Origin of the sequence: Shewanella sp. 10B (genome assembly GCF_023475885.1) — a bacterium.
GTDB classification, from domain to species: domain Bacteria; phylum Pseudomonadota; class Gammaproteobacteria; order Enterobacterales; family Shewanellaceae; genus Shewanella; species Shewanella mangrovisoli.
In genome coordinates this window covers 607,429-633,824 of sequence record NZ_JAMDJO010000002.1, presented here as the reverse complement: position 1 = coordinate 633,824, position 26,396 = coordinate 607,429, and the positions used below count along the sequence as shown (strand labels likewise).

The following is a 26,396-nucleotide window of genomic DNA, read 5'->3' as shown; positions in this document are numbered from 1 at the left end:
ACTTATAGCGTACACTATGACGAATCAATACACCTCTGACGCCATTGAAGTTCTTAACGGACTCGACCCAGTTAAACGCCGTCCAGGTATGTATACCGATACCACCCGACCTAACCACTTAGGCCAAGAGGTCATAGATAACAGTGTGGACGAGGCCTTAGCGGGCCACGCCACCAAAATCGAAGTTGTGCTCCATACCGATAATTCCCTTGAAGTCACCGACGATGGTCGGGGGATGCCGGTCGATATTCACCCTGAAGAAGGCATTCCCGGGGTCGAGCTGATCCTCACTAAACTGCATGCTGGCGGTAAATTTTCGAATAAAAATTACCAATTCTCCGGTGGTTTGCACGGTGTGGGGATTTCGGTGGTTAACGCCCTGTCTCGCCGCGTCGAAGTGACGGTACGCCGCGATGGCCAAGTGTATGATATTGCTTTTGAAAATGGCTTTAAAGTTGAAGAGTTAAAAGTTACTGGTACTTGCGGTCGTCGCAATACTGGTACCCGAGTGCATTTCTGGCCCGATGCCAGTTATTTCGATTCGGCGAATTTTTCCAACTCTAAACTCATCTATTTGCTGCGCGCCAAGGCCGTGTTGTGTCCGGGTCTTAGGATCAAATTTACCAATAAGCACACCAATGAAGTTCATGAGTGGTACTACGAGAGTGGTTTAACCGATTATCTCAAGGCGGCGGTTGGCGATAATTTAATGCTGCCAGAAGAGCCCTTTATCGGCAGCTTTAAAGGCCAAATTGAAGCCGCTGATTGGGCCATTACTTGGCTGCCTGAAGGTGGCGATGCGATTAATGAAAGCTATGTTAACTTGATCCCAACGCCATTGGGTGGAACCCACGTGAACGGTTTCCGCCAAGGTTTGCTGGAGTCGATGCGCGAGTTTTGTGAGTTTCGCAATCTGATCCCCCGCGGCATCAAGCTGTCGCCTGAGGATATTTGGGATCGCGCCGCCTTCATTCTCTCGGTGAAGATGCAAGATCCGCAGTTTGCCGGTCAAACCAAAGAGAAACTCTCGAGCCGTCAAAGCTCGGCTTTTGTTTCTGGCATTGTGCGTGATGCGTTTTCACTGTGGCTCAACTCGAATACCGAATTGGCCGAGTCGCTGGCGGACATGTGTATTAACAACGCCCAGCGCCGCTTAAAAGCCGCGAAAAAAGTGGCCCGTAAAAAAGTCACCTCTGGCCCGGCATTACCGGGTAAATTGACCGACTGTAGCGGCCAAGATCCGATGCGCGGCGAACTCTTCTTAGTGGAAGGGGACTCTGCGGGCGGCAGTGCCAAGCAGGCGCGCGACCGTGAGTTTCAGGCCATTATGCCGCTGCGTGGTAAAATCCTAAACACGTGGGAGGTGGATGCTTCACAGGTGTTGGCCTCGCAGGAAGTGCATGACATCTCTGTGGCGATTGGTTGCGATCCCGATAGCAACGATATCTCAGAGCTAAGATACGGCAAGATTTGTATCCTTGCCGACGCGGACTCCGACGGGCTACATATTGCAACTTTACTCTGCGCCCTGTTTCTGAAACATTACCGTGTGCTGGTCGAACAGGGCCATGTCTATATCGCTATGCCACCGCTGTTCCGTATCGATATAGGTAAGGATGTTTACTACGCCTTAGATGAGGCTGAAAAAGAAGGTATTCTCGACCGTATTACTGCCGAGAATAAAAAGGGTAAGGTCCAAGTTACACGCTTTAAAGGTCTGGGTGAGATGAACCCGCTGCAATTGCGTGAAACGACTATGGATCCAAACACTCGCCGTTTAGTTCAGTTAACCATTGATGATGTAGAAGAAACTGACTCACTGATGGATATGTTGCTGGCTAAGAAACGTTCGCCCGATCGTAAAAACTGGCTCGAGGATAAGGGTGACATGGCGGTACTTTAATGTTGTGCACTATTGCCGATAACAATAAAACTTAGGCATAAAGAAAATTACCATGTTGTATATAAAAACTAATAATTATAAATATTTAAGGGTGTTCTCTTCCTTCGGGGCCCTACTAGCGAGTTTGGCATTATTAACGAGCCAGGCGGCGATAGCGGGGTCTCAGTCGATCATGATTACCGTGTCGAAGGGATTTGGTTTATCCCTTTATGCCTCCGATCTCGGGGATGCAAAGCAGATAGCCATGGGCTCGAATGGTACGCTCTTTGTGGGCTCCAATAAGAGTGGCACTGTGCATGCGCTCGTTGACAGCAATCAAGATGGCCGCGTCGATAAACGTTATGTGATTGCCAAAGGGCTGGAATCTCCTGATGCGATCGCCTTCCATAATGGCGATCTTTTTGTTGCGACAGAAAACCGCATCGTACGTTTTATTGATATCGAGCAGCGCTTACGTCGACCCAGTCGCCCTAAAGAAATCTATAGCGATTTGCCTGAATCCGATAAGAAAAGCACCCGTGCGATGAATTTTGGCCCCGATGGCAGGTTGTATGTCTCTATCGGCGCACCGTGTAACGTATGTGAGGCGAGTGCGCCCTACAGCAGCATTATAGCGATCAATGTGGATACGGGCGCCAGTGAGCAAATAGCGCTGGGCGTACGGGATGCGACCGGATTTGACTGGTCTCCCCAAGATGGCAAGTTATGGTTTGCCGACCAAGGCCGTGATTGGATGGGGGATAACTTACCACCCGATGAAATCAACCGCATCGATGTGGTCGGTAGCCATTATGGATTCCCCTATTTGCACGCCTCGTCCGTGGTTGAGCCAGCCTACGAAAAACCGAAGAATTTAAAAATTACCGTCCCAGTATATGAACTGCCGGCACATGTGGCGCCCACGGGACTGGCGTTTTATCGCGGCAAGCAATTCCCTGAAATGTATCATAATCAACTCTTTGTCGCCGAAAATGGTTCGTGGAACCGTTCGAGCAAAGTGGGTTATCAAATCGTCATGTTGAAGCTTGAGAATCAGCAGGTGGTGAGTCGTGAAACCGTAGTCAGTTTCCTCGACGGTGAGTTTCCCGTTGCCCGTCCCTATGCCTTGTTGTCGGCAGACGATGGTGCTATGTACATTTCGGATGATTTAAAAGGTAACGTGTATCGACTGTTTTATAAGGATGGCGATACGACTGAAGAACCACAGGAACTAGAAGAAAATGAGTGACGCGATCAAGTTAAGCTTAGATGGCGTAGAGCAGATGCCCCTGCGGCGCTTTACCGAAGAAGCTTATCTGAATTATTCCATGTACGTCATCATGGACCGAGCCTTGCCCCATATTGGTGACGGGCTTAAGCCTGTACAACGGCGGATTATTTATGCAATGAGTGAGCTCGGTTTATCGGCTCAATCAAAGCATAAAAAATCAGCTCGTACAGTGGGTGACGTATTAGGTAAGTACCATCCCCATGGCGATATTGCCTGTTATGAGGCGATGGTGCTGATGGCGCAGCCATTTTCCTATCGTTATCCACTGGTAGATGGTCAAGGAAACTGGGGGGCACCAGACGATCCTAAGTCATTTGCAGCAATGCGTTATACCGAGGCGCGCCTGTCGAAGTTTTCTGAGCTGTTATTATCTGAGCTGGGACAAGGTACGGTTGACTGGGGGGCGAACTTCGATGGCACGTTAAAAGAGCCCAAAGTGCTGCCTGCACGTTTACCCCATATTTTGCTGAACGGGATTACTGGTATTGCGGTGGGCATGGCGACAGATATACCGCCCCATAATGCCAGAGAGTTAGTGAATGCCTGCGTTGCGCTTTTGGACGATCCCAAACTCGACCTTGCGCAGTTGATGGGCTATGTGCCTGGGCCTGATTATCCGACCGAGGCCGAGATCATCACGTCAGCGGCTGACATTGCCAAAGTCTATGAGACGGGCCGTGGCTCCATAAAAGCCCGCGCCGTGTATAGCGTCGATGCTGGTGAGATAGTGATCACCGCGCTGCCGCACCAAGCCAGTAGTGGTAAAATTTTAGAGCAAATCGCCGCCCAGATGCAGGCGAAAAAATTGCCTATGGTGGCGGACTTACGTGATGAGTCCGACCATGAAAACCCGGTGCGACTGGTGGTAGTGCCGCGCTCAAACCGCGTCGATTGCGACCAACTTATGGCGCACTTGTTTGCGACCACAGATCTTGAGAAAAGCTTTAGGGTAAACCTTAACGTACTGGGACTCGATGGTCGCCCACGGGTGAAGGGGCTAAAAGACTTATTAACCGAATGGTTAGAGTTCCGTGTCGATACCGTAAGACGTCGCCTCGAGTATCGCCTCGATAAAGTGCTGGCACGGTTACATATCCTCGAAGCTTTGATGATTGCCTTCCTCAATATCGATGAAGTGATTGAAATCATTCGCTTCCATGATGAGCCAAAGACCGAGTTAATGGCGCGCTTTAACCTGACGGATAGGCAAGCAGAAGCCATCCTCGAGTTAAAATTACGTCATTTAGCCAAGTTAGAAGAGTTTAAAATCAAGGCCGAGCAGAATGAGCTTGAAGCCGAGCGTGAGAAATTAGAGCAGTTATTAGGCTCAGATCGTCGCTTAAAAACCTTGATCAAGAAAGAATTAATTCAAGATGGCGAAACCTATGGCGACGATCGCCGCTCACCGATTGTTGAGCGCCATGAGTCCCGTGCCTTAACCGAGCAAGAGCTGACGCCGAGCGAGCCAGTGACAGTGGTGTTATCTGAAAAAGGCTGGGTGCGTTGTGCTAAGGGCCATGATATCGATGCCGAGTCTTTGTCCTATAAAGCTGGCGATCAATATCTATGCAGTGCGATGGGGCGCAGCAATCAGGCGGCGGTATTTATCGATTCATCGGGCCGTGCCTTTGCCACCGATAGTCATAGCCTGCCATCGGCACGCAGCCAAGGTGAGCCAATCACTACGCGCTTTAATATGGCGCCGGGTGAAACCATGCAGCATGTGATTTTGGGTGAAGACGAGCAATGTTTCCTGCTCGCCACCGATGCGGGTTACGGGTTTATCTGTACTTACAATGATATGGTTTCGCGCAACAAGGCGGGTAAAGCCCTGTTAAGCTTGCCGACGAATGCTAAGTCCTTACCGCCGAGACCGATTGACCGTAATCGCGAGATGTCGATTCTAGCCATCACCAATGAAGGCCGTATGTTGCTGTTTTCATTGGAGGCATTGCCGCAATTGTCTAAGGGCAAAGGGAACAAGATTATCGGCATTCCAAGCGAACGTGCTAAGAACCGTGAAGAACTGATGACCCATTTACAGTTAGTGCCAGCCGACACACCAGTGACCCTATGGGCAGGTAAGCGTAAACTCACCTTAAAACCGAGCGATTTAGAGCATTATCGTGGTGAACGTGGCCGCCGTGGCGCTAAGTTACCGCGCGGGTTACAGCGTGTTGATAGCGTGGAATTAGGCGAAGGCGCAGAGGTTTTACCAAGCATTTAACTGTTAATTTGAGCTTGTGTAAGCTGTAATCGAAACAGGTTAATCAAAGCCACTTAAGTGTCACTTGAGTGGCTTTTTTTATGACTAGAGTTATGCGCTAAAGAATCACTTATCTTAAATACAAGGCATAAAAAAACCTACCGCAAGCGGTAGGTTTTTATTAGTTAATATCCGAAAGGATATTAGAAGTCGTAACGTACGCCTACAGAGAATACGTTGTCGTCTTGTAAGTCAACTTTATTACCCGCTACGACATGATCACCACGGTACATTGCGTATTGGCCATATACCATAGTTGATTTAGATAAACGGTAGTCTGCACCAACGTTGAAGTTTTGCACGCTGATATCAGTACCAGTTGCGCCACCTTTGTTTACGTTTTTGTAGTAGTTACCGAAACCAGCTTCGTCTGAACCGTATTCAGCTTTCAGGTTAACACCGTTTAAGGTGTAAACTACGTTCACGAAGTAAGTGTTACCGTCAACAGAGCTGTCAGTTACGCTTTCAGAGTTTTGGAATAAACCACCAACTTTGAAATCACCAAATTTAACTTGAGCTACACCACGGTATGCGTCAACACCAGCAATACCTTTGTTGTAAGCAACTGCTACATAGTAGTTTTGCTCTTTAAACTTGCTATCACCCAGAGTCGCGCTCAGAGCGTATAAGCTTTCGTTAGTTTTAGCAGTAGTGTCATTATCGTCGAACAGGTAAGTTGCGTTTAATGTCACTAAGTCAGCGATTTTTGGAGAGTAGTACCAAACACCATCAGCGCTACGAGTTTGAGCACTTACTAAACGGTCGATATCCGCGTTGGTGTTACCAAATACGTCAACCGCGCCTTCAGCTTGTTTGAATACAGTGTCGTTACGACCCACTAACACAGTACCTGCGTTAGTTTTTAAACCTAAGTAAGTGTTACGAGCTTTGAAAACATCACCAGTGCCAGAAGTGTTTTCAACTTGGAATTCCATTTGATAAACAACATCATAGCCATCAGCGATCTTTTCAGAACCTTTAACACCTAATAGAGAGAAGTTGTTTTCTAAATAGGTACCAGCGTTGTTCTCATCGGCATAGTTTGCGTCTAAGCCGTTAGTACCAGATTGTAGAGTTGCACCTGTCTCAGTATTGGTTACTGCAAGCTCTAAACGACCGTAGAAGCTTGGGCCTTCGGCTAGCGCGCCGAATGAAGCCAGTGCCAGTACTGATGCAACTGATGCAGAGATGAATGTCTTTTTCATGTTTTGTGCTCCCTCGAACCTAAGTTCTTTTCCATTTTTCATGGTTTTTGTGTGGTTTAACACATTTGTTACTGGAATCGGTAACAAAGTTGCCGCCGATTTTTACAGTTTTACGACTTACTGGCTGTGTTGCAGATCATGTTTTTGGCTCTCCTTGTCCGTATTCGGGGTTTTTTAGGATATTTCCCTATATCTCAACCGCAAATCGGCGTAAAAGTGGTAAAACGGTATTTTTCACTTACTACTAAAGAGGTAGGTAAAGCGCCAAGGCTTAAGTGAGTCGGCGACGCTAACTGTAGCATATACTAATGTTGTCGCAAGTTTGTCATAAATGGGGAGAGAGAGTGCTATTTAGTATGAGGTACAATAAAAAAGCGGCCAAAGCCGCTTTTTTATCAAATATCATCACTTTTGAATTAGGATAATACTATTAGAAATCAATACGTAAACCTACAGTAAACACATTGTCATCTAAGTCTTGTTTTGTACCTGCTAGCATAAGGTCGCCGTCGAAGCGAGTGTAGTGACCATAGACCATAGTCTTAGTACTGAGTCGGTAATCTGCGCCTACACTGAGCTGTTGCAGGTCAACATCGCTGACTTGCTCAAGGTTGCCACTGTCTTGGCTGCCGACAAAACGGCTGACATATTTACCTAAACCTGAGTCATCTTTGCCGTAAACCAACTTAAATTTCACATCACCCATCAGATAAGCTGCATTGACAAAATAGGTCTCACCCGAGAGGTTGGAGAATCTATCATCAATATGCTCACTGTGCTGATAAATGGCACCAAAGAGAAAATCCCCAAATTTTGCTTGAGCCACACCACGGTAGGCTTCGATATTTTCGATACCATCGTTATAGGCGGCGGCCATATAGTAATTGTGGGTCTTGAAGGTTTTGTCGCCTAAGGTGGCGCTTAAGGCATACATTTGATCTTGGCTGTAAACTTCGTTACCTTGGCTATCGCGTTGATCGTAGTTGTCACTCATCAGATAGGTGGCGTTGAGGGTGATCAGATCGGCGATCTTAGGCGAATAATAGGAAATGCCATCGGCTGAGCGCGTTTGGCCTGCTAATAACAGGTCGATGTCGGCGTTGGTGTTGCCGAACAAATCAAAACCGCCTTCGGACGCTTTAAATACCGTATCGTTACGACCGGCTAACACTGTGCCGGCAACGCTTCTCATACCGAGGAAGGTATTACGTGCATTGAAGGTTTTATTCGAGTTATCAAAGTTTTCTACGCCAAATTCCATTTGGTAGATAATATCAAAGTAAGGGCTTACGCTTTCAGAGCCTTTGACACCCACCCATGAAAAGTTGTTTTCGAGTACTGTGCCCTCTTTCTGATTTTGAGCGGCATAGCCTTTTTCTGAGTCTGTGATACTCAGGTCGACATGACCATAAAATTCTGGGCCATCGGCTAGGGAGTTGAATGAGCAAAATGCGAGACTCGCGGTAATCGCTGTAGTGAGCAGATTCTTTTTCATCTTCATTTTCCTGTGCTTATATCATTATTTTATGCAGCAAGAGTCATCTCTTTTCGCTGCGGTTGGAGGCGCTTTGATGCAGCGCAGTGTGGCAGGTGAATGAATTTAAAATGTGATCAAGATCGCTTTGCGCTGAAAAGATACTGTTTTCAACATCATGTTTTACAAGGTGAAAACGCATTTTTAATCTGATTTTACCTAATGTATGGATGGGTGATTCAGGAAAGTGTTAATTACCACATTTGCGGTACTTTTGTATCTGAGTGCAACTAGGCATGCCTTGGCTGAGATAGATTTCGGTTTTTCGCCCAAATCGTATAAAATCCACGGCGCATTTTTATTGCGTTACGCTGCTGTAGATTGTCTTTCACATCCTCTAAGGGCGGCCATTGTTAGTTAGATATAAGGTAAGTATTGATGACTGAAGCCTATCAGAATCGCTTTGGTGGCATTGGCCGCTTGTACGGGCAAAAGGCGCTGGCTAAATTTGCCGCCTCCCATGTGGTGGTGATTGGCATTGGCGGCGTTGGCACATGGGCGGCTGAGGCGTTGGCGCGCAGTGGTATTGGCCAAATTACTCTGATTGATTTGGATGATATCTGCGTGACTAATACTAACCGTCAAATTCATGCACTGACATCGACGATTGGCGAGTCTAAAGTGGCGGTAATGGCGCAGCGGATCCGTGCTATCAATCCTGATTGCCAAGTGAATGAAGTGGAAGACTTTATTACAGTCGATAACCTCGGTGAGTATTTGCTCGGGGCAAAGGCTGGGGGCAATATTGATTATGTGGTTGATTGTATTGATGCCGTTAAACAAAAGGCGGCGCTGATTGCTTGGTGTAAACGTCAAAAAATTAAGATAGTGACGGTTGGCGGCGCGGGTGGTCAAACCGATCCTACGCAAATTCAGCTTACCGATCTAGCTAAGACCTACCAAGATCCTTTACTGGCCAAAGTGCGTAATATTCTGCGCCGTGAATATAACTTCTCTAAGAATGTGCAGCGCCGTTTTGCCGTCGATGCGGTGTTTTCCAGCGAGCAATTAGTTTATCCCCAGGCCGATGGTTCCGTGTGTAACAGCAAGGCTAGCGCAGATGGCTCGATGCGTATGGATTGTGCCTCAGGTTTTGGCGCCGTCACTATGGTGACAGGCACCTTTGGCTTTGTAGCAGCAAGCCGCGTACTCGCTAGGCTCGCCCAAATTGCAAATGAACCTGCCGTAGATGAATAAGCGGCGAATCAATAAGATAAAGTCCCAAGGTTAAAAACTAAATCCACAGCCAATGCTGTGGATTTTTGTTTAGTGGCACCAGAGTTTGCTTTATTCGCCTTCCACAGGCTCAACTTGCCATCAAACTCGTATCAAACACTCCATCAAATCGTAAAGTCATGGTGTGTGGTGAGTTTGGGCGAATCGCATTGGGTGAGGGGAATGCGGATATTAAATTGTGCGCCGCCCAGTTGTGAGTCTGCTTGATAGTTCATGGTGCCCTTTAGCAGCGTGGCGGCATTGAAGGCGGCGGATAAGCCTAAGCCTGTGCCACCTTTACTCCTGCTGGTGGTAAAGAAGGGCTCAAACATATGCTCTGCCACCTCGGGTGGAATGGCAATCCCATTGTTTTCAATGCTGATATTCACATAGTCTTGCTCTAGCTTGGCCGTAATTTGGATCAGATTATCTTCTCTATCCTGAAAGGCATGGGTGAAGGCATTAGAGAGAATATTACTGACGATTTGATTGAGTAGGCTGACATTGGTCTGGATGTTGAGCGCAGAATTAACCTGTAGCTGAGTTTGGGCTTTGACCTTGGGATACATAATTAAGGTCGATTCTAAAATCTCCTTAAGCTGACGTTGCAGATTGATACATTGATGTTCTTCGTGGCTACGGTCGATGGCGATCGTTTTAAATTTTTGGATCAGGCTACTGGCCTTACTGATATTACGAACTATCAACTCACAGCTTTCTTGGTACTCATCTAAAATGGCGTTGATTTCATCTAGAGTGGCATGCTCGCTATGTATAAGCTCGATAAGCTCTTCGATATGACTCAGTTGGGTACTGGCCGCCGTCAAACAAATGCCGATAGGTGTATTGATCTCATGGGCCACTCCCGAGACTAAACCGCCCAATGCCGCCATTTTTTCCTGCTCGACTAACACTTGCTGCGCCCGTTTCAGCGCCGTTAATGATTGCTCTAATTCCTGTGTTCTTTCTTTGACTTGCCTTGCGAGTTCTTCCTTATAACTGCGTTCGAGCGTCAGTAAGCGTTCTCTATCCTCTAAGGCAGTTTGCAATTCGGTTTTAGAGCGTTTTAAGGCTGCGAATGAGCCGCGCAGTTGCGACTGCATATTGTTGATGGCATCGGCAACTTGGGTGAATTCATCGACTTTTTGTTTGCGATCGAAGGCTAATGGCTCGACATCGGTATCGAGATCGATGCGTTTGCAGTAATTACTGAGTTTGTCTAAGTGTTTAGTAATGTTGTACCAGACTAAAAACAGAATAAATCCAGCGACTAAGAAGGTTTTTATCGCATTAGAGAGCAAGATCAGAATGGCTTTATCGTAGAGGCGTTGGTAAATGGCATCCATATCCACTTGAACCTCTAAAGTGCCGACATTAATGCTGTCAGTTGGCGACTTATAGACCAGAGGAAATACTTTATTGAGAGTATGGGTTGGCTTCTCATTGCCGGCGTTCCACGATTGGCCGCTATCATCTTTTATCGAAATGTAATTAATATCAGGTAGTTGGATTAAACCATTTAACTGGGTATTAATCAGTCTTTCATCGATAACCCAAATACTGGCGGCGAGTACATCGAGGTTGGCTTTTTCAATATTGGAGAATACGCGGTCAATACGAGTCACATCGCCGCGATAGTCGTTAATCAGCTGATAGGCCGTTGTCACTAAGGTGATGAGGGAACTAAAGAGGATAATAGACAAGGTGAGATGCCTGCCTATCGGGCTTTTAATAAATTGGCTAAAGAAAGTCGGCATCTTAAATTATCTATAGCTAATAGCGAGTTGGATGCTTATAAGCATAGACTCAAGCATCCAGATTGTGCATTTTATCCCCATGAAATATCCCGCAATTTTGACAGATACACTGGCATCAAACTTGCTTGATGCCGTCTAAGTTCAATTTTTTGTCGCTGGGATAAGACTATGATTAAATTCAAACTGGATTCAGTGAAATTGTTTAGCCCTAAAAAGATGATGTTTCGAGTCATGCTGTGGCTAATGGTAAGCTGCGCTGTGTTATTGGCGATCCCATCCAATGTGCTTGCCATGCTGGCGTTGGATAAGTTTGTTCCCGAGCATGCCCATTTTGTTGGCCTAGGGCTGATTATCTCCATTGCTTATTTCTTAACGCAGCTATTGAACCTTGGCTTAGATGAATCGATTCGTCACTTGAGTGATAAACGAATGATCGAAACGATTGAGGCTAAGGTCAATTTGATGGATCGTGCCGAGCGCGCTTTATTACGGGAGTTCTTTTTACAGGGGGCCACCATTTTGACATTGCCGCAAAATGAACCCGCAGTAAAAAGCTTGCTGAATGCCTGCATCCTCGAATGTTTAGGCAATGAGCGCCATTATGCGATCCAAGGTCCTACGGCGGATTATAAAATTTCGATGAAGGCACGCATGTATCTGAATCGTGGTGTATTGCGTTTACCCGCAGGAGAGCCGAGCCAGGAAGAAATGCAGCATTTGATTAAAGCGCGCCCGCAGTTTTTAAATGGGGTAGTGCAAAGCCGTAAACACGCCGCTTAATGCAGGTTGTGTGCTAAAGCAGAAATCATAGGCACAAAAAATGGGGGTTAGATTAACCCCCATAACAACGTGCAATTTTTACAATGAACAGAATAACAATTTGGAAGCAAAAACTACGATTGTTGCGCGGACTTCACAATGAACATCCAAGTGATATAAGAAATTATCCCTATAGTGCTAAAGATAACGATCATTGAGAGTAAACCAATTGGGTTACCGAACATTAAATCTAACCAAAATGCCATGATTGAAATCCTCTTTCCTGTGAAGTCCCCTCTACACTAGCGTCCTTAATGTTTCTAAATACTGATCCTGATCAATAAAAATCCGACATCTTAAAACAAAGTTGTAACTACAAGTTAACTATGTGATGTGGTTCAAATTTAGGCTTGAATGAAATAGCACTTATCTCTATTGTCTTGGCTTTGTTTCTTGTCTCGTTAAGAACTAGTCTTAAGAGTGTCAGTCACGAAATGATATTGAGATCTGAACTTTACCTAACGAGTTGTTGATTGAGTCGACTGCATTTTGGAAGGAGCCAAAAATGGCCAATGTTACAGCTAAGAATGGCACCATGGGCTACGGTATTATCTTTGCGCCTATGGTCTTACTCTTATATCCCCTCTATTGTTTAGTCACTAGTGCGCATTGGGTGGCGACGCTCTGTTTAATTGCTCTTGCCGTGATTCTCTTTTTAAACATTAACAAATTAATCCGTAACTTAAGGCATTTAGAACGCGCAGCTCATCATTTGGGTGATGGGGATTTAAGTTATCAGCTCGATGAGAAAGATGCGGGTGTGTTTATCAAGGTCGTCCACAGTATCAACCGCATGGGCGAGGATGTTAGTCGCACGATTCTCTCCCTCGTCGATACCAGCGAGTGGATGAAGAAAGTCGCGACCGATATCAAAGCGATCAGCGAGCAGGCAAAACAGGGCGTACTCGAGCAGGAACGTCAAACCGAACTGGCAGCAACGGCCATGACGCAGATGGTCTCCACAGTACAAGAAGTGTCACAAAATGCCGCCAGTACGGCACGAGCGGCCGATATTGCCCAAGGTTCGGCGAAACATGGTGATGAGCTAATTGGTACTATCGTAAATAAAATCAACGATATGAAATCGCAAATTCACCAAACTAAAGGCGTTATCGAACACCTTGCCGCCGATACTAATAGCATCAGCAGTATTATTGAAACCATCTCCCAAGTGGCGGAGCAAACAAATCTATTGGCGCTCAATGCGGCGATTGAGAGTGCGCGCGCCGGTGAACATGGCCGCGGCTTTGCGGTGGTTGCCGACGAAGTGCGTAACTTAGCTAAACGCACCTCAGAGGCTACCGCCGAAATTCAACAGCAGATCACAACCTTGCAAAAGGGCGCGCAGCAGAGCGTAGAAGTGATGCTTAAGAATGTCACCATTGCCGACGAAACCGCCCTGATGGTGGAACAAGCTCATCAAGCCCTCGGGGATATAGTGACTCAGGTTGAAAGTATTACCGATATGTCCCACCAAATCGCTACTGCATCCGAAGAGCAACATGCGGTTGCCGAGGAAATTAACAAAAATATCAGTGTGATGGCCGATTTAGCCCTAAAAAATGCGCGCCATACCAACCACACCAACTTATCCAGCCTTAAGGTGTATAACATGTCGCAGGAAATTGGCTCCCTGCTGCATCGATTCCATGTGGATGCTAAGTTGTTTAATTCCAGCCAAGCTCAAAGTAAGTTATTTGTGAAATGGGGGCCCGAACTTGATATCGGCATGCCAGAGATTAACCGTCAGCACCAACGCTTAGTATCATTAATCAATGAATTACACCGGACGTTAAGTGAGGCATACGGACTCGAGGCGATTAAGCGCATCGTCCAAGGGCTGGTGGATTACACCGCGAATCACTTCTCCTATGAAGAAGAATTGTTTGCCCGTTTTGGCTATCCTCAAACCGTGGCCCATAAGGAAAAGCATGCCCAGTTGGTTGGTCAAGTGCTTGATTTTCAAAAGCGGGTAGGTAGAGGTGAAGATGTGGCCGATGAACTCATGGCATTTTTAAAAGCCTGGCTCGTCAATCATATTCAAAAGAGCGATAAGGAATACACCCAATTTTTACTCGCCCATGGGGCCGAATAACCGGCCTTGGTTTATCAGAGTTGGATTTTTGAGCGGTTAAAACTAATTTGCCACCCAGCCTTTGAAAAGGGCTTGCCATTGTCAAAGGCAAAGGTATAATTCCCAGCACTTAGAGCCAGCTAGTTGTTTTTGTTAGCTCTAATTTTGATAATGCCAGAGTGGTGAAATCGGTAGACACAGCGGATTCAAAATCCGCCGCCCTTAAAAGCGTGACGGTTCGAGTCCGTCCTCTGGTACCATCCCTTCCAAAGGGACTAAACCGACCTAGAGTCGGTTTTTTTGTATCTAAAATCCAGGATTGTTAGATACTTACTGCTTTAAGTCCCGCTTTTTGTTGGTACGTTTATTTCCCTAAATATCACCACTCTGCACATACCGATCTAGGTTAGATCTTTAATCGTCGCGGTTTTCCCATTCTCCATTACCGACTTGATCCCGTTATCCCTTGCTGCGGTACTCGAATACATTTGGCTGGTGCCAATAATTTGATGGTTCGCGGCTTTTAGGTTGAAGTACGGCTTATCGTTTTTCGCCACTTCTTTAGCATATCGGGTTTCGATAGGGGAGTTGGTTTGAACGGATTCGATACCATTCATGGCACCACTCTTACCCGTATAGAGTTCGCTGGTGAGGATGACTTCCCCGTTACCAGCCTTAAGAACAAACTTAAATTGATCGTTACTGCTTTTGCTTAATTCATACCATCCTGACATGGAATTGCTCCTTCTTCTTTAAGGCATTGCATAGCGCAAGCGAGGAAACCATTTCCTGCTCGAGCACCAGTTTAGTCGATATTCACAGATTTGATATGACAGCTTTCATACTTTAAATGCATGGAAAATGCTCATTTATTTGAACCGGTATATGAAGATTTACCTTATCTCTCTGTTTTTCAAATAGAGTGGTTTGTTCATTGACCGATATTCAACAAGCCTATAGTTTTGATTATTTGCGTCAGTGAGATTCGGCAATATCCATCTGCGTCATAGTTACGCCTTTGATTTGGGCATAGATAGCTTTTCCTGGAGCGAGTTGTAACTCGTCACAAGCCCATGGAGTGATGTTGGCCCACAGTTCGTCTTTACCTAGGGCAATTTTAAGTTGAATTTGCTCGCCATTATCGCTGGGGTAGAGCTCTTTTATTTTTCCTCTTAGTAAGTTACGAATACTCGAACCTTTAGGTTCCTCAGTGCAAACCGAAACATGGTTCGCTTGAATGCGCACCTTTAACTGCTTATGGGTGGGGGGCAATTGGCCGCTGACCCAGAGCTGATTGCCATCATCCATCAACAGTTTAGTCATTGGATAATCAGGATGTCTGTCGGCGATTCTGGCGCTCAGCAGTGAACTTAATTCCTGCAATGGCACCCAGGGGCGCATTTGTTCACTATTCCATACCTGTGTTAGTGGTCCTTGGGCGATCATTTTTCCTTGATGCAACACCAGCATATGGTCGGCGAGTTGCAGTATTTCATCCAAGCTGTGACTGACATAGACAATCGGTAGCTTCAATTCCTGCGCTAGGGTTTGTAGGTAAGGCAGCAATTCGCGTTTTCGAGGTAAATCGAGGGAGGCTAATGGCTCATCCATTAACAACATTTGCGGCGAGGTGAGCAGGGCGCGGCCAATGGCGACCCGTTGTTTTTCACCGCCAGAGAGCGTGTTGGGATAGCGACTCAAGAGCTTTTCTATGCCCAGTAGTGAGACCACTTTGTCGAACAATTCAGGTGCTTTATGGCGCATCCCATAGGTGAGATTACCCTTCACACTGTAATGGGGAAATAATCTCGCTTCTTGAAATACATAGCCAATCTGGCGTTTTTCAGGGGGCAGATTTACGGTTTTATGTTTAAACAACAGCGTATCGCCAAGGCTAATTTCGCCGTTATCTGGAGTGGTTAATCCGCCGAGTAAATTCACTAAGGAGGTTTTGCCCGCTCCCGAGCGGCCAAATACGGCGGTGACGCCCTGTAACGGTAACTGGGTGTTCACCTTAAGTTGCAGTTGGCCGAGTTGTTTTTCAATATTGATGTTTAACATACACTTGCCGTTCTTTTGAGAGCCTTTTTAGTGAGCCATTGGGAGGCGAGTAAGGAGGCCAGCGCTATCACTATCGAGATGATACACAGGCGCATCGCCTGATATTCCGCCCCAGGTGTTTCGATAAAGGAATACATGGCCAGCGGAATGGTGCGAGTTTCGCCGGGAATATTGGAGACGAAGGTGATGGTCGAGCCAAATTCCCCAAGGCTGCGGGCAAAGGCGATGATCATTCCCGACACTATTCCAGGCGAGGTGAGCGGCAGGGTGATGGTTAGGAATACCCGCCAGCGACTACTTCCCAAGGTGCGCGCCGCCTGTTCGAGGCGAATATCGACGGTTTCGAAGGATTGACGTATGGCTCTGACCATCAGAGGAAAGGAGACCACTGCGGCGGCGAGTGCCGCGCCGCGCCAGCTAAAGCTAAAACTTATGCCAAACCAGTTATAGATCCACTGCCCGATTACGCCCTGGCGCCCCATGCTGATGAGCAGCAGGTAACCTACCACCACAGGTGGTAACACCAGTGGGAGATGCAGGAGACTGTCGAAGATAGCCTTACCGGGAAACTCCACGCGTGCCAGCAACCAAGCGCATAAAATGCCTAAGGGTAAGCTGGCCAGCACGGCAACCGCTGAGACTTTGAGACTTAGCAGCAGCGCGGCCGTTTCGTATTCGCTGAGGAGTGGCCCGTCAAACAGCGAGCCACTCAAGAGAACATCACTCAGCACTAGTTCACTCCAAAGCCATATTTTTCAAATACTGCTGTTGCACTTGAGCTTTGAAGGTATTGATTAAAGTCTTTCGCGCTGGCGGTGGATTCCTGTTTCGTTAAAGCGCTGGGATATTCAATCGGGCTATAGCTTGCCGCGGGGAAGGTCGCCACAATTTTAATCTTTTGCGCTACTTTGGCATCGGTTGAATACACGATACCGAGTGGGGCTTCGCCCTGTTCCACCAATGCTAAAGCGGCGCGGACATTGTTTGCTCTCGCTAGGAGTGGCTCGGCGGTTTTCCAAAGATTCAGATTTTCAAGTGCTTGCTTGGCGTATTGTCCGGCTGGGACATGGTCAGGATCGCCCACCGCTAAACGGCTGCCATTGACCGCGGCCTTAATATCCCAATCGCTGTTTAGGGTGACTTGGTCTACTGGGCTATTCTTTTCGGCAATCAGCACTAAGGTATTTTTTAACAGGGTGATACGGCTATCGGAATTCACCGCCTTGGCATCGACGAGGTAATCCATCCATTTTTGGTTGGCGGAGATAAACAGATCGGCAGGCGCGCCATTGGCAATTTGTTTTGCGAGTGTTGAGGAGGAGGCATAGGAGAAAATCACTTTCGTTTGATGTTCTTTCTCATATTGCTGGCCAATCTCATTAAGCGCATTCGTGAGGGATGCGGCAGCAAAAACAGTCACTTGCTCTTTTTCTGCGGCAAAGCTGACGCTGCAACTGAGGGCTAAGCCAACGGCTGAGGCTGTGGTAAAGCGTAAAAAGTGTTTGAGCGAGCTCATGGTGTTCCTCCGTGATAAAAAGTGATCGTTATATACCAATCTATATATCGATCATTCAAGCCCCGATGTGTAAATTAGTGATCTCTGCTCGATTTATCTGCCAAAACAGCAATGCCTTGGTGGATATTTCCGACTGTGCGTATTGGTATCTCAAGATTGATCGGGGACAATAAGATTCACTTAAGTTAAGGCGCGCAGGAACATGGACTTACACGCACTACTGACACTGTCATTGGGGGACAAACCCTTTGCTAATCCTCGGCGGATAGCTTTGCTATGCCAAGTGGCCAATACTGGGTCTATCAGCCAGGGCGCTAAGTTGGCGGGGATTAGCTATAAGGCCGCGTGGGATGCGATAAACGAGATGAATACCACTATGCCCGAGCCTGTCGTCAGCAGCGAAAAGGGTGGTAAGGGTGGTGGTGGCGCCAAACTGACCGAGTTTGGTGAGCGTTTACTTAAGGTGTATTCCATCACCTCGCAGGTGCAGGAAATGGCGCTGTCGGCGTTGCTGGATGATTCGGTCGATATGCACAGTTTGTTAGATGTGATGGCGCATTTCTCCCTTAAAACCAGCGCCCGCAACCAGTTAACCGCTCGCATTCATAGCATTGAACCGCTCGGCTTGAATGACAGCCTGAAGGTGACATTGGCGGGGGGGCAGCAGATCCAAATCTCAGTGACCCATGCCAGTTTTGAGCGTCTGCAGTTAGCGCTTAATCAATCGATTCTATTGTTGTTTAAGGCGCCCGCAGTGACGGCCAGTCGTGATGCCTGCCTGAGCGCGGGGCAAAATTGCGTCAGTGGGCACTTACTGAGTGTGACAGAACTGGCCGATAAGGCTGAATTAGCCATAGAAATTGGCGGTAAAGATATTATCTATTCGGTGATGCCATTGGCCGATATTCAAACGCTCAAAGTAGGCGAGCCTTGTTTTGCCTGTTTTGATGCCACACAAGTGATTGTTGCCAGTATGAATTAAAGCTTAAGCTAAGATGCTAGGCATCCCGTGGTAGGCCTTTTTGAATCACCCGAACCAGTCGCTCAGTTTTACGGTTATTGGCTGGTGAGCTTCCTGAGTGTTGCTGTGCTAGGGCCCAATCGATATGTTCTTTCACCATATCATCGACATCCGCCTGGGCTTTACGTTGCTCGAGGGCGGCGATGATTTGCGGTGAACTCGGCGCATTGCCTAGGGCGACGGCGATATTGCGTAGCCAGCGCTGATGACCAATACGGCGAATGGCGCTGCCTTCGGTCTGTTTGAGAAACTCTGTTTCGCTCCAGGCAAACAAGGTAAGCAGTTCAGGCTGTTTAAGCTTAGGCCGAATGTGGAAATCACTCTCCTTAGTCAGCGGTGCCTCGCGATTGACTGGGCACACCAACTGACAATCATCACAACCGTAAATGCGATTGCCCATCAAAGGGCGAAATTCTTCTGGAATAGCGCCCTGCAATTCGATTGTCAGATAAGAAATACAGCGCCGAGCATCTACAGTATAAGGTTCGACGATAGCACCTGTTGGGCAAGAGGTGATACAGGCCACACAGGTGTTGCAGTCTTCTTGGATTGGAATGTCTACGGGTAAGGGCAGGTTGATCAGCAATTCCCCAAGGAAAAACCAACTGCCAGCATCGTGATTAAGGATAAGTGAGTGCTTACCTGTCCAACCTATGCCGGCTTTTTCGGCGAGTGGACGTTCCAGCACTGGGGCCGAATCGACAAAGGGCCTGAAGTCGGCGGCATCGAACCCCAAGGCGACAAGCTCGCTACTGATTTGATCGCCCAGCTTTTTTAAGCGGGCACGGATGAGTTTGTGGTAATCCCTGCCGCCTGCGTAACGCGAGATATAGCCCATATTCGGCGAGGCTAAGTTAGTGGCAAACCCCGCCTCCGGCGGCAAATAATCCATCCGAGCCGAAATCACTCGAACTGTGCCTGGGTGCAACTCGTGGGGGCGGGCACGCATCATACCGTGTGTGGCCATGTAACCCATTTCCCCGTGATACCCCTTATCTAACCAAGTCTGCAATTTAGCTTCTTCTGCGGTTAAGTCGGTGTCGCAAATCCCTATTTGGGCAAAACCGAGCGCCTTTCCCCAAGTCTTGATTTGCAGAGCAAGGCGGCCAAGGGTGGCTGCGTCGGGAATATTGGCGGGAGAGGTTACTGTGGTCGACATGGAAACGGCATTGGGCTTAATAGGATGGCGCTATGATAGCAGTTTTAAGCCGCAGCGGACGAGTTTAGTGTTTAGGGGATTTTAGCCAAACTACAATTGTTGCTTTCTTCGGTGTGTAAATTAGATCTATGATGAGTAGTAACTTTCCCCTTCGGTCTTGTCTATGTTGCTGACCCTTTGCAAACACGGTTATCGCCTATTGTTGTGCGTTAGCTTAGGCTATGCAGGCCTGAGCTTAGCTGCAACAGAAGTGGCAACAGAAGCGACAACCAAGACGGTGCGGTTAGTGACAGAGGCTTGGCCTCCCATGAGCTTCGAGCAAGATGGCGTGCCAACCGGCTTTGGTGTTGAACTGGTTAATCAATTGCAGACGCGTATCGGGCAGCAGGAAAAAATTGAAGTTTTACCTTGGGCGCGAGCTTACTCTATTGCTCATTCGGCGCCGAACGTGTTGTTGTTTGCCACCTCCATTAGCGATGAGCGGGAAAGCCATTTCGATTTTATCGGCCCCATTGCCACCAGCAAAATTACTCTTTATGCCAGAGCTGATGATCCCATTAGTATCAATCAGTTATCCGAAGTTAATAACGTTGGGATCGTAGGCGTGTATCGTGAGTCGGTTGGGGCGCAATTGCTGCAACAGCAGGGTATCGATGCTCTCTTAGTGGCGAGTTTTCCGCAGCAATCGGCTAAACAGTTGTTGTTTTCTCGGGTGCGGTTCTGGTGTCAGGCCGATTTGGCGGTCAAGCATATACTGCAGGATATCGGTGCGAAGGAGTCGGATATCAAACCCGTTTATGTGCTTTCCGAAATCCATCTTTATCTGGCATTCTCAAAAGGAACGTCTTCCGATACGGTGCAACGTTGGCAAGCTGAGTTAGAAAAGCTTAAAGAGTCAGGATATTTTGCGCGGCTCTATCAAAAATGGTTTGGCGCTTTGCCGCCGCCCCTCGAACATCAAATCTTTTGGCATCGCAATACCTAAAAGTTAGCTCGCAGCCTTTGCGGCTTTGACGCAGTTTCTACCAGCATTTTTAGCGTCGTAGAGCGCGTTATCGGCTCGCTTAAGCAAACGGGCAAAGCTCTCATCCTGTGGCTTGGATTCAGGGCTTAAGGTGGCAACCCCGGCGCTCACGGTCAGCTTTAACTCTACGGGTAAATTAATGGCGCCATAACGGGTGATTAAGGTTTGCAACTCATGGGCGAGTTCCCACACGCGTTCGGCGTTGGTATTGGGTAATAAAATTAAAAACTCTTCGCCACCGATACGGCCAATCAAGTTGCGGTCAGCAGTTAATGCCTGGCTGGCTTGCGCGATGGTTAATAGTGCTTGGTCGCCAATTTCATGGCCGAAATTATCGTTAATCTTTTTAAAATGATCCGCATCGAAGATGATTACCGAGAACGGAGTTTGTAGCTTTAACGCCTGTTGAAAATATTGTTCCGCCTTGGCATAGATGTGCCGACGATTGGGCAATTGGGTCAGATAGTCGGTTAGGGCTATGGTCTGTAGGTGACGATTGCGGTGCACTTGTTTGTAGGCAAAGAGTGACACTATGGCCAAAATGCACCCCGTGAGTAGTAGGATGATTAGTTGCAGCGACTTATTCTTTTCAAGCAGTGCTAACTCTTGCTCCTTTAATTTTTGGTTATCGAGTAAGCGCTTGTTTTCTGACTCAATCCAACTGGTATCAAATTTTACTTTTAACTCAGTGGTTTGGTGCGCAAACGAATTGTCTTCTACCTTTCTAGTCAAGGCGACAAACTGCTGTAAAGTTTGGTAGGCCGACGGCAAATCATTCATCGCCGCATAGACTTCGCTCTTGAGTTGCAACAGCTGAACTAAGCCGCGATCATTCTGCATGGCGCGAAATGCATTTTCAGCGTCGGCGAGTTCGCTTAACGCCTCTTGATAGCGACCTTGTTGATAACGAATTTTTCCCATAAACAACTTCATAAAGCTGTAAGCTGCGGGGTCGTTCGCCGTGATCTCTAACTCGGCTTCTTTTAGATATTTTTCTGCCTCATCTAAACGATTTAGTTGGATCAAGCTGTAGGCGATATTAGTGGCGTTGACCGCGGCGGCATTGTTGAATCGATGTTTTTTAAAGTACTGATAGCTAAAACGAAAGTTTTCAATGGCCTGCTCATGTTCGCCCATTTCATCTAAGGCAATCCCTATATCGGAGGTGACATTAGCGACTTGCTCCTCATTCCCTTTCTTTAGATATAATTCTTTGAGTTTGTTGTAATACTTGATTGCACTCTCGGGATCACCATAGCGCCTAAAGCTGGTGGCTATGTCGGTTAGATTGATGTTTGCCCAGCCCGTTAAGTTCAATGATTCGTACAGTCCTTGCGCGGTCACCAAATCATCCAATGCCTCAGAAAAATCCCCAATGTAGGAATATAAGGCTCCCCGCAGACTGCGAGCATCGGCAATGAGCTTTATATCTTCGTGTTCATAGGCACTTTGAATACTTTGGGTATAACCCGACATAGCGCCATTAATATCTCCACTCAATTGTAGAAACCAGGAGTGGCATAGGGTTAGATCGGTGGCAAAATGGACTGAGGCTGTGGTGGGAATGCTATTGAGTGCTTCTTGTGCTTTGTCTCGGGCGAGAAGGATTTCAGCTTCTGTCTCGGCTGGTTGATTCCAGCATTTGAGCAATTTTAACTTTTCGATGTGTTCTACATCATCACTGGCAATCAGTTTATCCAGTAGCGCGATATTTTGCTCTACCGACTCGCGAGCCATAACCTCACCACTTTCAAATAATTTGAATATTTGATCGATCTGTGGTTTTTCTTCTGCAACGGCAAGGCTTAGCGGCACTAACAGCAGCATCAGAAACAGAGATAAATTACGCTGAGTGTGTGGCAAGGGAAAGGTTTCCTGTTCGCACTGAAACAGATAGCTAATCATTATCTTAGCATAAACTTTTTACGTCTTGTTTACATGTAAAGTTTGCAATTTTTGCATTCATTCCTCTATCAAGGTATAAACGTCGCCTTGGATCTCACCCAATAAGGAAACCCTTTGAAAAAATTACTCTGTGCCGCACTGTTGCTGTTCACGGGAGCGAGTTGGGCAAACTCGGATGATATCGAAACCTCGGGCGATGTAGTGCATTTACTCCTGCCTGCGACGGCTTTGGGCGCGACCCTATTCTATGAAGAGGGGAATGAAGGCTCGTGGCAATTACTTAAAGCAGCAGTCTCGAGCAGGGTCATCGTCGAAGGGCTCAAACTGGGTGTCAGTAAGGATAGACCCGATGGCAGCGGTGATGATTCTTTTCCGTCAGGACACACGTCGGACAGCTTTATGGCGGCGACATTTATTCAGCAGCGTTATGGCTGGCAATATGGCCTGCCCGCATACCTTGCTGCGACTTATGTGGGCTATACCCGAGTCGAGAGCGATAAGCACTATTTAGAAGATGTCCTCGCAGGCGCTGCCATTGGCGCACTGGCGGGTTGGTATTTTACTGAGCCCTATAAAGGGATCACAGTGACACCTTTGGCCCACAATGGGGTTTATGGTTTATATATTAGCGGCCAATTTTAAGCCGCTTAATTTAAGAGAGAAATTATGGCTGAAGTATCAGTTGAGTATCGTGAAACCGCCGAGCGGATTTCCCACAATGTTGCCAATAAAGTATTGCCTATGGCAAAAATGCCAGAAAGCCTATTAGAGGCTTATAAAGGTCTATGCGCCGAGTTGTTACTCGATCGCGAAGGCAAATTTGCCGCGGCTTGGGAGGCATTGCCTGCCAGCGCCCGTAACTTGATGCCACAGGCTGAGTTCCACGGTTTCTATATTGCCAATGCGTGGCTGCAACTTAGCCGTGTCGCCCAGGAGATTTCTGAGCAGGCCGATACCGATGAAGCCATCAACGAGAAGGAATACAACGGTATTTTCGGTCGCTTAGCCGATGAATCACTGAAAGAATGTGTACGAAAATTAAAGAAAGCGCGTACCGACCGTTCTATGCTCAACAGCTTTAAACAGGTGATGGCGCCTTAAGCTGTGAGTTTGACTCAATAAAAAGCCCGTCGATTGACGGGCTTTTATTGGAATAATGTCTGAAATTAGAACGAAGTACGCTTATAACGGCGGTACTCTGGCTTCCAGAAATTATCTTCGATAGATTGCATCAGCAGCTCATCACTCGCAGGTAAGGATAAGCCTTGCTCAATCGCCACTTTACCGACGGCGAACGCAATATGCTTACTCACTGAGTGAATATCTTCCAGTTTTGGCAGGAGCGGCCCTGAGCCATTAATGGCTAACGGTGAGCATTCGGCGAGCGCACGGCTCGACGCCATTAACATCGCATCGGAGACATGGCGAGCACCCGAGGCGAGTACACCTAAACCAATACCTGGGAAGATAAAGCTGTTGTTACATTGTGCGATTTCATAGGTCTCGCCATCGACAACCACAGGTTCAAACGGGCTACCCGTTGCCACTAAAGCTTGGCCAGACGTCCAGTGCAGAATGTCTTTTGGCGTCGCTTCAACACGGCTGGTGGGGTTCGACAGTGGGAAGATAATTGGGCGTTCGCAGTGGCTATGCATTGCACGAACAATTTCTTCGGTAAATAGACCCGGTGCGCCCGATACCCCAATCAGTACCGTTGGCTTAGCGTTATTGACGACATCGAGCAGTGAAATATTATCGCTGAAGTTATTCCAGTTGCTGATTTCGGCACATTTTTGAGCCAATTTCTGCTGGAATGGCAACAGGTTAGGCATGTTGTCGAGCAGCAGGCCCCAACGGTCAACCATACAGACTTGGCTGCGGGCTTGCTCGTCGCTGATCCCTTCTGACACCATTTGCGCAACGATGGCTTCGGCAATACCGCAGCCAGCGCTACCTGCACCTAAAAAGGCAATGCGTTGTTTGTTCAGCTCAGTGCCCGCGGCTTTACAGGCGGCGAGTAACGAGCCCACAGTCACGGCTGCGGTACCTTGAATGTCATCGTTAAAGCAGCAGTAGCGATCCTTATAACGCTCAAGGATAGGCATCGCATTCTTTTGGGCAAAGTCTTCGAATTGGATCAGTGTATCTGGCCAACGTACATGCACGGCTTGCATAAAGGCTTCGATAAACTCGGCATACTCTTCGCCGCCAATACGTGGATGGCGCCAACCCATGTACATAGGATCTTCCAGCAACTGTGGATTATCGGTACCTACGTCTAAGGTAATTGGCAGAGTGTATGCGGGGCTGATCCCACCACAGCTGGTGTACAGTGACAATTTACCAATCGGGATCCCCATGCCGCCAATACCTTGGTCGCCTAAGCCTAAGATGCGCTCACCGTCGGTCACAACGATGATTTTTACTTTTTGGCGAGTCGAGTTATTGAGGATGTCGTCGATTCTGTCCTTATTCGGGTAGGAGATGAATAGACCACGGTTACGGCGATAGTTTTTCGAGAAGCGCTCACAGGCCAAACCTACCGTCGGGGTGTAGATAATTGGCATCATTTCGCTGATGTGGTTTTGCACTAAACGATAAAACAGGGTTTCGTTGGTGTCTTGAATGTTGCGCAGATAGATGTGCTTATCGAGATCGTTATTGAAACTTCTGAACTGATCGTAGGCGCGTGACGCCTGTTCTTCAATAGTTTCAATGGCGTAGGGTACTAAGCCTTCGAGGTTAAAGAAAATACGCTCTTCTTCCGAAAATGCACTGCCCTTGTTAATTAAGGGGGCTTCAAGAATGGCAGGTCCTGCAAACGGAAGATAGAGGGGGCGTTTATTATCGTCCATGGGTAACCTTTGAGTTATTGTTTAATGGTTCGGTACGTGCTTGAGACGTGCTGTAAGTCACGTAAGGTTATCATGAAATGTGATCTTTGTTGCCTGTATCGTGCGCTATTTGTGGCTTTTTTTGCAGCAGAGACAATTCTTACTGTTTAAAACAGGGTTCTGTTAATTGGTTGTAAATGCTTTTGCCGAGTAAATGGCTGTTTAAGGTGCTATTAAAACAAAAAACGCAGCCTAGGCTGCGTTTCTGGGATTAAGCTGTTTGGGGATTAAACACCGCGATATTTTAGCGATAAGCCACGGATAAAGTTACGCAGGATCTGGTCGCCACAGGCCTTGAAGTTTTTATGATCCGGGTTGCGAAACAGTGCGCTTAACTCAGACTTAGACATTTGCACTTCGGCGAGCGCTAAGGTGGACATAATATCTTCTTCACGCATTTCGAGGGCAACACGTAACTTTTTGAAGATTAGGTTGTTGTTTAATTTTGATACTGGCTTTGGCAGTTCGGCCCCTTCGCGTAAACCACGTTTTTCGATGATAAGACCATCTAAAAACTGACATAGGGTCGTGTCGTTACAGGCCTTATAGCCTTCTTCCTCTTCTTTGCGCAGCAGACTAATCATCTCTTCGGTCGGCACTTCTCTTCCAACTTTGGCAAAGATCTTAATCATTTTGGCATTGTTGAAATCAAACACGAAGCGCAAACGGCGCAAAATATCATTGTTAATCATGGTCATCTCTAGGCGCGGCTGCGCTGTCTGGTTTAAGAGCTGACATTATATACTCAAAGTAACAGAAAAGCAGGAAAGTCT

The 26,396-nt window shown here is 47.2% G+C and carries 22 protein-coding genes and 1 tRNA gene; 11 read left to right on the top strand and 12 right to left on the bottom strand.

All coding sequences use genetic code 11. The features are described 5' to 3' along the window. Window positions 1–16 precede the first annotated feature (16 nt). From parE to parC, 3 genes are read left to right on the top strand one after another with little or no spacing between them, the layout of a single operon-like run. Window positions 17–1,903 (top strand): DNA topoisomerase IV subunit B, encoded by a 1,887-nt coding sequence (gene parE / locus M0415_RS10230; protein ID WP_088211077.1) that lies wholly within the window; start codon window positions 17–19, stop codon window positions 1,901–1,903. A gap of 52 nt (window positions 1,904–1,955) precedes the next feature. Next, a complete protein-coding gene (locus M0415_RS10225; RefSeq protein ID WP_249553883.1) occupies window positions 1,956–3,131 on the top strand; it encodes a PQQ-dependent sugar dehydrogenase in 1,176 nt (391 codons plus the stop codon). Further along, window positions 3,124–5,400: a DNA topoisomerase IV subunit A gene (parC, locus tag M0415_RS10220; RefSeq protein WP_249553885.1), complete on the top strand. Its 2,277-nt coding sequence runs from the start codon at window positions 3,124–3,126 to the stop codon at window positions 5,398–5,400. Before M0415_RS10225 ends, parC begins: the two co-directional genes overlap by 8 nt. A 182-nt stretch (window positions 5,401–5,582) precedes the next feature. On the opposite strand, the gene M0415_RS10215 is transcribed toward parC, so the two are convergent. Together M0415_RS10215 and M0415_RS10210 are read right to left on the bottom strand one after the other, a co-directional pair. After that, entirely contained in the window at window positions 5,583–6,644 is a 1,062-nt protein-coding gene (locus M0415_RS10215; RefSeq protein ID WP_088211074.1) for a porin, read from the bottom strand. A 430-nt stretch (window positions 6,645–7,074) separates the two neighbouring features. Continuing rightward, window positions 7,075–8,139 carry a porin gene (locus M0415_RS10210; protein ID WP_249553887.1) on the bottom strand — a complete coding sequence of 355 codons (1,065 nt, stop codon included), beginning with the start codon at window positions 8,137–8,139 and terminating at the stop codon, window positions 7,075–7,077. A 417-nt stretch (window positions 8,140–8,556) separates the two neighbouring features. Between M0415_RS10210 and tcdA the strand changes: the two genes are divergently transcribed. Next, a complete protein-coding gene (gene tcdA, locus M0415_RS10205; protein ID WP_249553889.1) occupies window positions 8,557–9,375 on the top strand; it encodes a tRNA cyclic N6-threonylcarbamoyladenosine(37) synthase TcdA in 819 nt (272 codons plus the stop codon). Between the two features lie 143 nt (window positions 9,376–9,518). Here tcdA and M0415_RS10200 read toward each other — a convergent pair whose 3' ends face one another. Continuing rightward, window positions 9,519–11,150, bottom strand: a complete 1,632-nt coding sequence (locus M0415_RS10200; protein ID WP_249553891.1) for an ATP-binding protein — start codon at window positions 11,148–11,150, stop codon at window positions 9,519–9,521. Window positions 11,151–11,318: 168 nt separating this feature from the next. On the opposite strand from M0415_RS10200, the gene M0415_RS10195 reads away from it, so the two are divergent. Continuing rightward, window positions 11,319–11,930, top strand: coding sequence for a superinfection exclusion B family protein (locus M0415_RS10195; protein ID WP_088211070.1), 612 nt, complete (start codon window positions 11,319–11,321; stop codon window positions 11,928–11,930). Between the two features lie 113 nt (window positions 11,931–12,043). Here M0415_RS10195 and M0415_RS10190 read toward each other — a convergent pair whose 3' ends face one another. Further along, window positions 12,044–12,175 (bottom strand): DUF3149 domain-containing protein, encoded by a 132-nt coding sequence (locus tag M0415_RS10190; protein WP_011715898.1) that lies wholly within the window; start codon window positions 12,173–12,175, stop codon window positions 12,044–12,046. A gap of 299 nt (window positions 12,176–12,474) precedes the next feature. Here M0415_RS10190 and M0415_RS10185 point away from each other — a divergent pair, with 299 nt between their 5' ends. Together M0415_RS10185 and M0415_RS10180 are read left to right on the top strand one after the other, a co-directional pair. After that, window positions 12,475–14,064, top strand: a complete 1,590-nt coding sequence (locus M0415_RS10185) for a bacteriohemerythrin (protein ID WP_249553893.1) — start codon at window positions 12,475–12,477, stop codon at window positions 14,062–14,064. A 152-nt stretch (window positions 14,065–14,216) separates the two neighbouring features. After that, window positions 14,217–14,303, top strand: a tRNA-Leu gene (locus M0415_RS10180). 141 nt (window positions 14,304–14,444) lie between these two features. On the opposite strand, the gene M0415_RS10175 is transcribed toward M0415_RS10180, so the two are convergent. From M0415_RS10175 to modA, 4 genes are all read right to left on the bottom strand, one after another. Next, window positions 14,445–14,777, bottom strand: a complete 333-nt coding sequence (locus M0415_RS10175) for a YegP family protein (RefSeq protein ID WP_249553895.1) — start codon at window positions 14,775–14,777, stop codon at window positions 14,445–14,447. Between the two features lie 241 nt (window positions 14,778–15,018). Next, window positions 15,019–16,104 carry a molybdenum ABC transporter ATP-binding protein ModC gene (gene modC, locus M0415_RS10170; protein ID WP_249553897.1) on the bottom strand — a complete coding sequence of 362 codons (1,086 nt, stop codon included), beginning with the start codon at window positions 16,102–16,104 and terminating at the stop codon, window positions 15,019–15,021. Beyond that, entirely contained in the window at window positions 16,098–16,835 is a 738-nt protein-coding gene (modB, locus tag M0415_RS10165; RefSeq protein ID WP_249553899.1) for a molybdate ABC transporter permease subunit, read from the bottom strand. The genes modC and modB overlap by 7 nt, the downstream gene beginning before the upstream one ends. After that, window positions 16,835–17,620, bottom strand: a complete 786-nt coding sequence (modA, locus tag M0415_RS10160; RefSeq protein WP_249553901.1) for a molybdate ABC transporter substrate-binding protein — start codon at window positions 17,618–17,620, stop codon at window positions 16,835–16,837. Before modA ends, modB begins: the two co-directional genes overlap by 1 nt. Window positions 17,621–17,822: 202 nt before the next feature. Between modA and M0415_RS10155 the strand changes: the two genes are divergently transcribed. After that, the gene (locus M0415_RS10155) at window positions 17,823–18,602 is read left to right on the top strand and encodes a TOBE domain-containing protein (protein WP_249553903.1); all 780 of its coding nucleotides are present in this window, start codon (window positions 17,823–17,825) and stop codon (window positions 18,600–18,602) included. Between the two features lie 16 nt (window positions 18,603–18,618). Here the strand turns inward: M0415_RS10155 and queG are convergent, their stop codons facing one another. Next, a complete protein-coding gene (queG, locus tag M0415_RS10150) occupies window positions 18,619–19,800 on the bottom strand; it encodes a tRNA epoxyqueuosine(34) reductase QueG (RefSeq protein WP_249553905.1) in 1,182 nt (393 codons plus the stop codon). A gap of 163 nt (window positions 19,801–19,963) precedes the next feature. Here queG and M0415_RS10145 point away from each other — a divergent pair, with 163 nt between their 5' ends. Continuing rightward, window positions 19,964–20,785: a substrate-binding periplasmic protein gene (locus M0415_RS10145; protein ID WP_249553907.1), complete on the top strand. Its 822-nt coding sequence runs from the start codon at window positions 19,964–19,966 to the stop codon at window positions 20,783–20,785. Between the two features lie 3 nt (window positions 20,786–20,788). Here M0415_RS10145 and M0415_RS10140 read toward each other — a convergent pair whose 3' ends face one another. Further along, a complete protein-coding gene (locus M0415_RS10140) occupies window positions 20,789–22,729 on the bottom strand; it encodes a GGDEF domain-containing protein (protein WP_249553909.1) in 1,941 nt (646 codons plus the stop codon). A 114-nt stretch (window positions 22,730–22,843) separates the two neighbouring features. Here M0415_RS10140 and M0415_RS10135 point away from each other — a divergent pair, with 114 nt between their 5' ends. Together M0415_RS10135 and M0415_RS10130 are read left to right on the top strand one after the other, a co-directional pair. Further along, complete coding sequence (locus M0415_RS10135) at window positions 22,844–23,371, top strand: phosphatase PAP2 family protein (protein WP_011623932.1); 528 nt, start codon at window positions 22,844–22,846, stop codon at window positions 23,369–23,371. Between the two features lie 24 nt (window positions 23,372–23,395). Next, window positions 23,396–23,830 carry a DUF3069 domain-containing protein gene (locus tag M0415_RS10130; protein WP_023268526.1) on the top strand — a complete coding sequence of 145 codons (435 nt, stop codon included), beginning with the start codon at window positions 23,396–23,398 and terminating at the stop codon, window positions 23,828–23,830. 65 nt (window positions 23,831–23,895) lie between these two features. Here M0415_RS10130 and M0415_RS10125 read toward each other — a convergent pair whose 3' ends face one another. Together M0415_RS10125 and M0415_RS10120 are read right to left on the bottom strand one after the other, a co-directional pair. Next, on the bottom strand, window positions 23,896–25,584 hold the full coding sequence (locus M0415_RS10125) for an NAD-dependent malic enzyme (RefSeq protein ID WP_088211059.1): 1,689 nt from the start codon (window positions 25,582–25,584) through the stop codon (window positions 23,896–23,898). 266 nt (window positions 25,585–25,850) lie between these two features. Next, on the bottom strand, window positions 25,851–26,315 hold the full coding sequence (locus M0415_RS10120) for a YehS family protein (RefSeq protein ID WP_249553911.1): 465 nt from the start codon (window positions 26,313–26,315) through the stop codon (window positions 25,851–25,853). Window positions 26,316–26,396: the final 81 nt, after the last annotated feature.

Coding starts and splice junctions, on each gene's coding strand:
- M0415_RS10195 (WP_088211070.1), top strand. CDS start 11,319: ATGATTAAATTCAAACTGGATTCAGTGAAATTGTTTAGCCCTAAAAAG.
- M0415_RS10155 (WP_249553903.1), top strand. CDS start 17,823: ATGGACTTACACGCACTACTGACACTGTCATTGGGGGACAAACCCTTT.
- modA (WP_249553901.1), bottom strand. CDS start 17,620: ATGAGCTCGCTCAAACACTTTTTACGCTTTACCACAGCCTCAGCCGTT.
- M0415_RS10140 (WP_249553909.1), bottom strand. CDS start 22,729: ATGATTAGCTATCTGTTTCAGTGCGAACAGGAAACCTTTCCCTTGCCA.
- M0415_RS10210 (WP_249553887.1), bottom strand. CDS start 8,139: ATGAAAAAGAATCTGCTCACTACAGCGATTACCGCGAGTCTCGCATTT.
- M0415_RS10175 (WP_249553895.1), bottom strand. CDS start 14,777: ATGTCAGGATGGTATGAATTAAGCAAAAGCAGTAACGATCAATTTAAG.
- parE (WP_088211077.1), top strand. CDS start 17: ATGACGAATCAATACACCTCTGACGCCATTGAAGTTCTTAACGGACTC.
- queG (WP_249553905.1), bottom strand. CDS start 19,800: ATGTCGACCACAGTAACCTCTCCCGCCAATATTCCCGACGCAGCCACC.
- M0415_RS10120 (WP_249553911.1), bottom strand. CDS start 26,315: ATGATTAACAATGATATTTTGCGCCGTTTGCGCTTCGTGTTTGATTTC.
- M0415_RS10125 (WP_088211059.1), bottom strand. CDS start 25,584: ATGGACGATAATAAACGCCCCCTCTATCTTCCGTTTGCAGGACCTGCC.
- M0415_RS10130 (WP_023268526.1), top strand. CDS start 23,396: ATGGCTGAAGTATCAGTTGAGTATCGTGAAACCGCCGAGCGGATTTCC.
- M0415_RS10200 (WP_249553891.1), bottom strand. CDS start 11,150: ATGCCGACTTTCTTTAGCCAATTTATTAAAAGCCCGATAGGCAGGCAT.
- M0415_RS10215 (WP_088211074.1), bottom strand. CDS start 6,644: ATGAAAAAGACATTCATCTCTGCATCAGTTGCATCAGTACTGGCACTG.
- tcdA (WP_249553889.1), top strand. CDS start 8,557: ATGACTGAAGCCTATCAGAATCGCTTTGGTGGCATTGGCCGCTTGTAC.
- parC (WP_249553885.1), top strand. CDS start 3,124: ATGAGTGACGCGATCAAGTTAAGCTTAGATGGCGTAGAGCAGATGCCC.
- modC (WP_249553897.1), bottom strand. CDS start 16,104: ATGTTAAACATCAATATTGAAAAACAACTCGGCCAACTGCAACTTAAG.
- M0415_RS10145 (WP_249553907.1), top strand. CDS start 19,964: ATGTTGCTGACCCTTTGCAAACACGGTTATCGCCTATTGTTGTGCGTT.
- M0415_RS10190 (WP_011715898.1), bottom strand. CDS start 12,175: ATGGCATTTTGGTTAGATTTAATGTTCGGTAACCCAATTGGTTTACTC.
- M0415_RS10185 (WP_249553893.1), top strand. CDS start 12,475: ATGGCCAATGTTACAGCTAAGAATGGCACCATGGGCTACGGTATTATC.
- M0415_RS10225 (WP_249553883.1), top strand. CDS start 1,956: ATGTTGTATATAAAAACTAATAATTATAAATATTTAAGGGTGTTCTCT.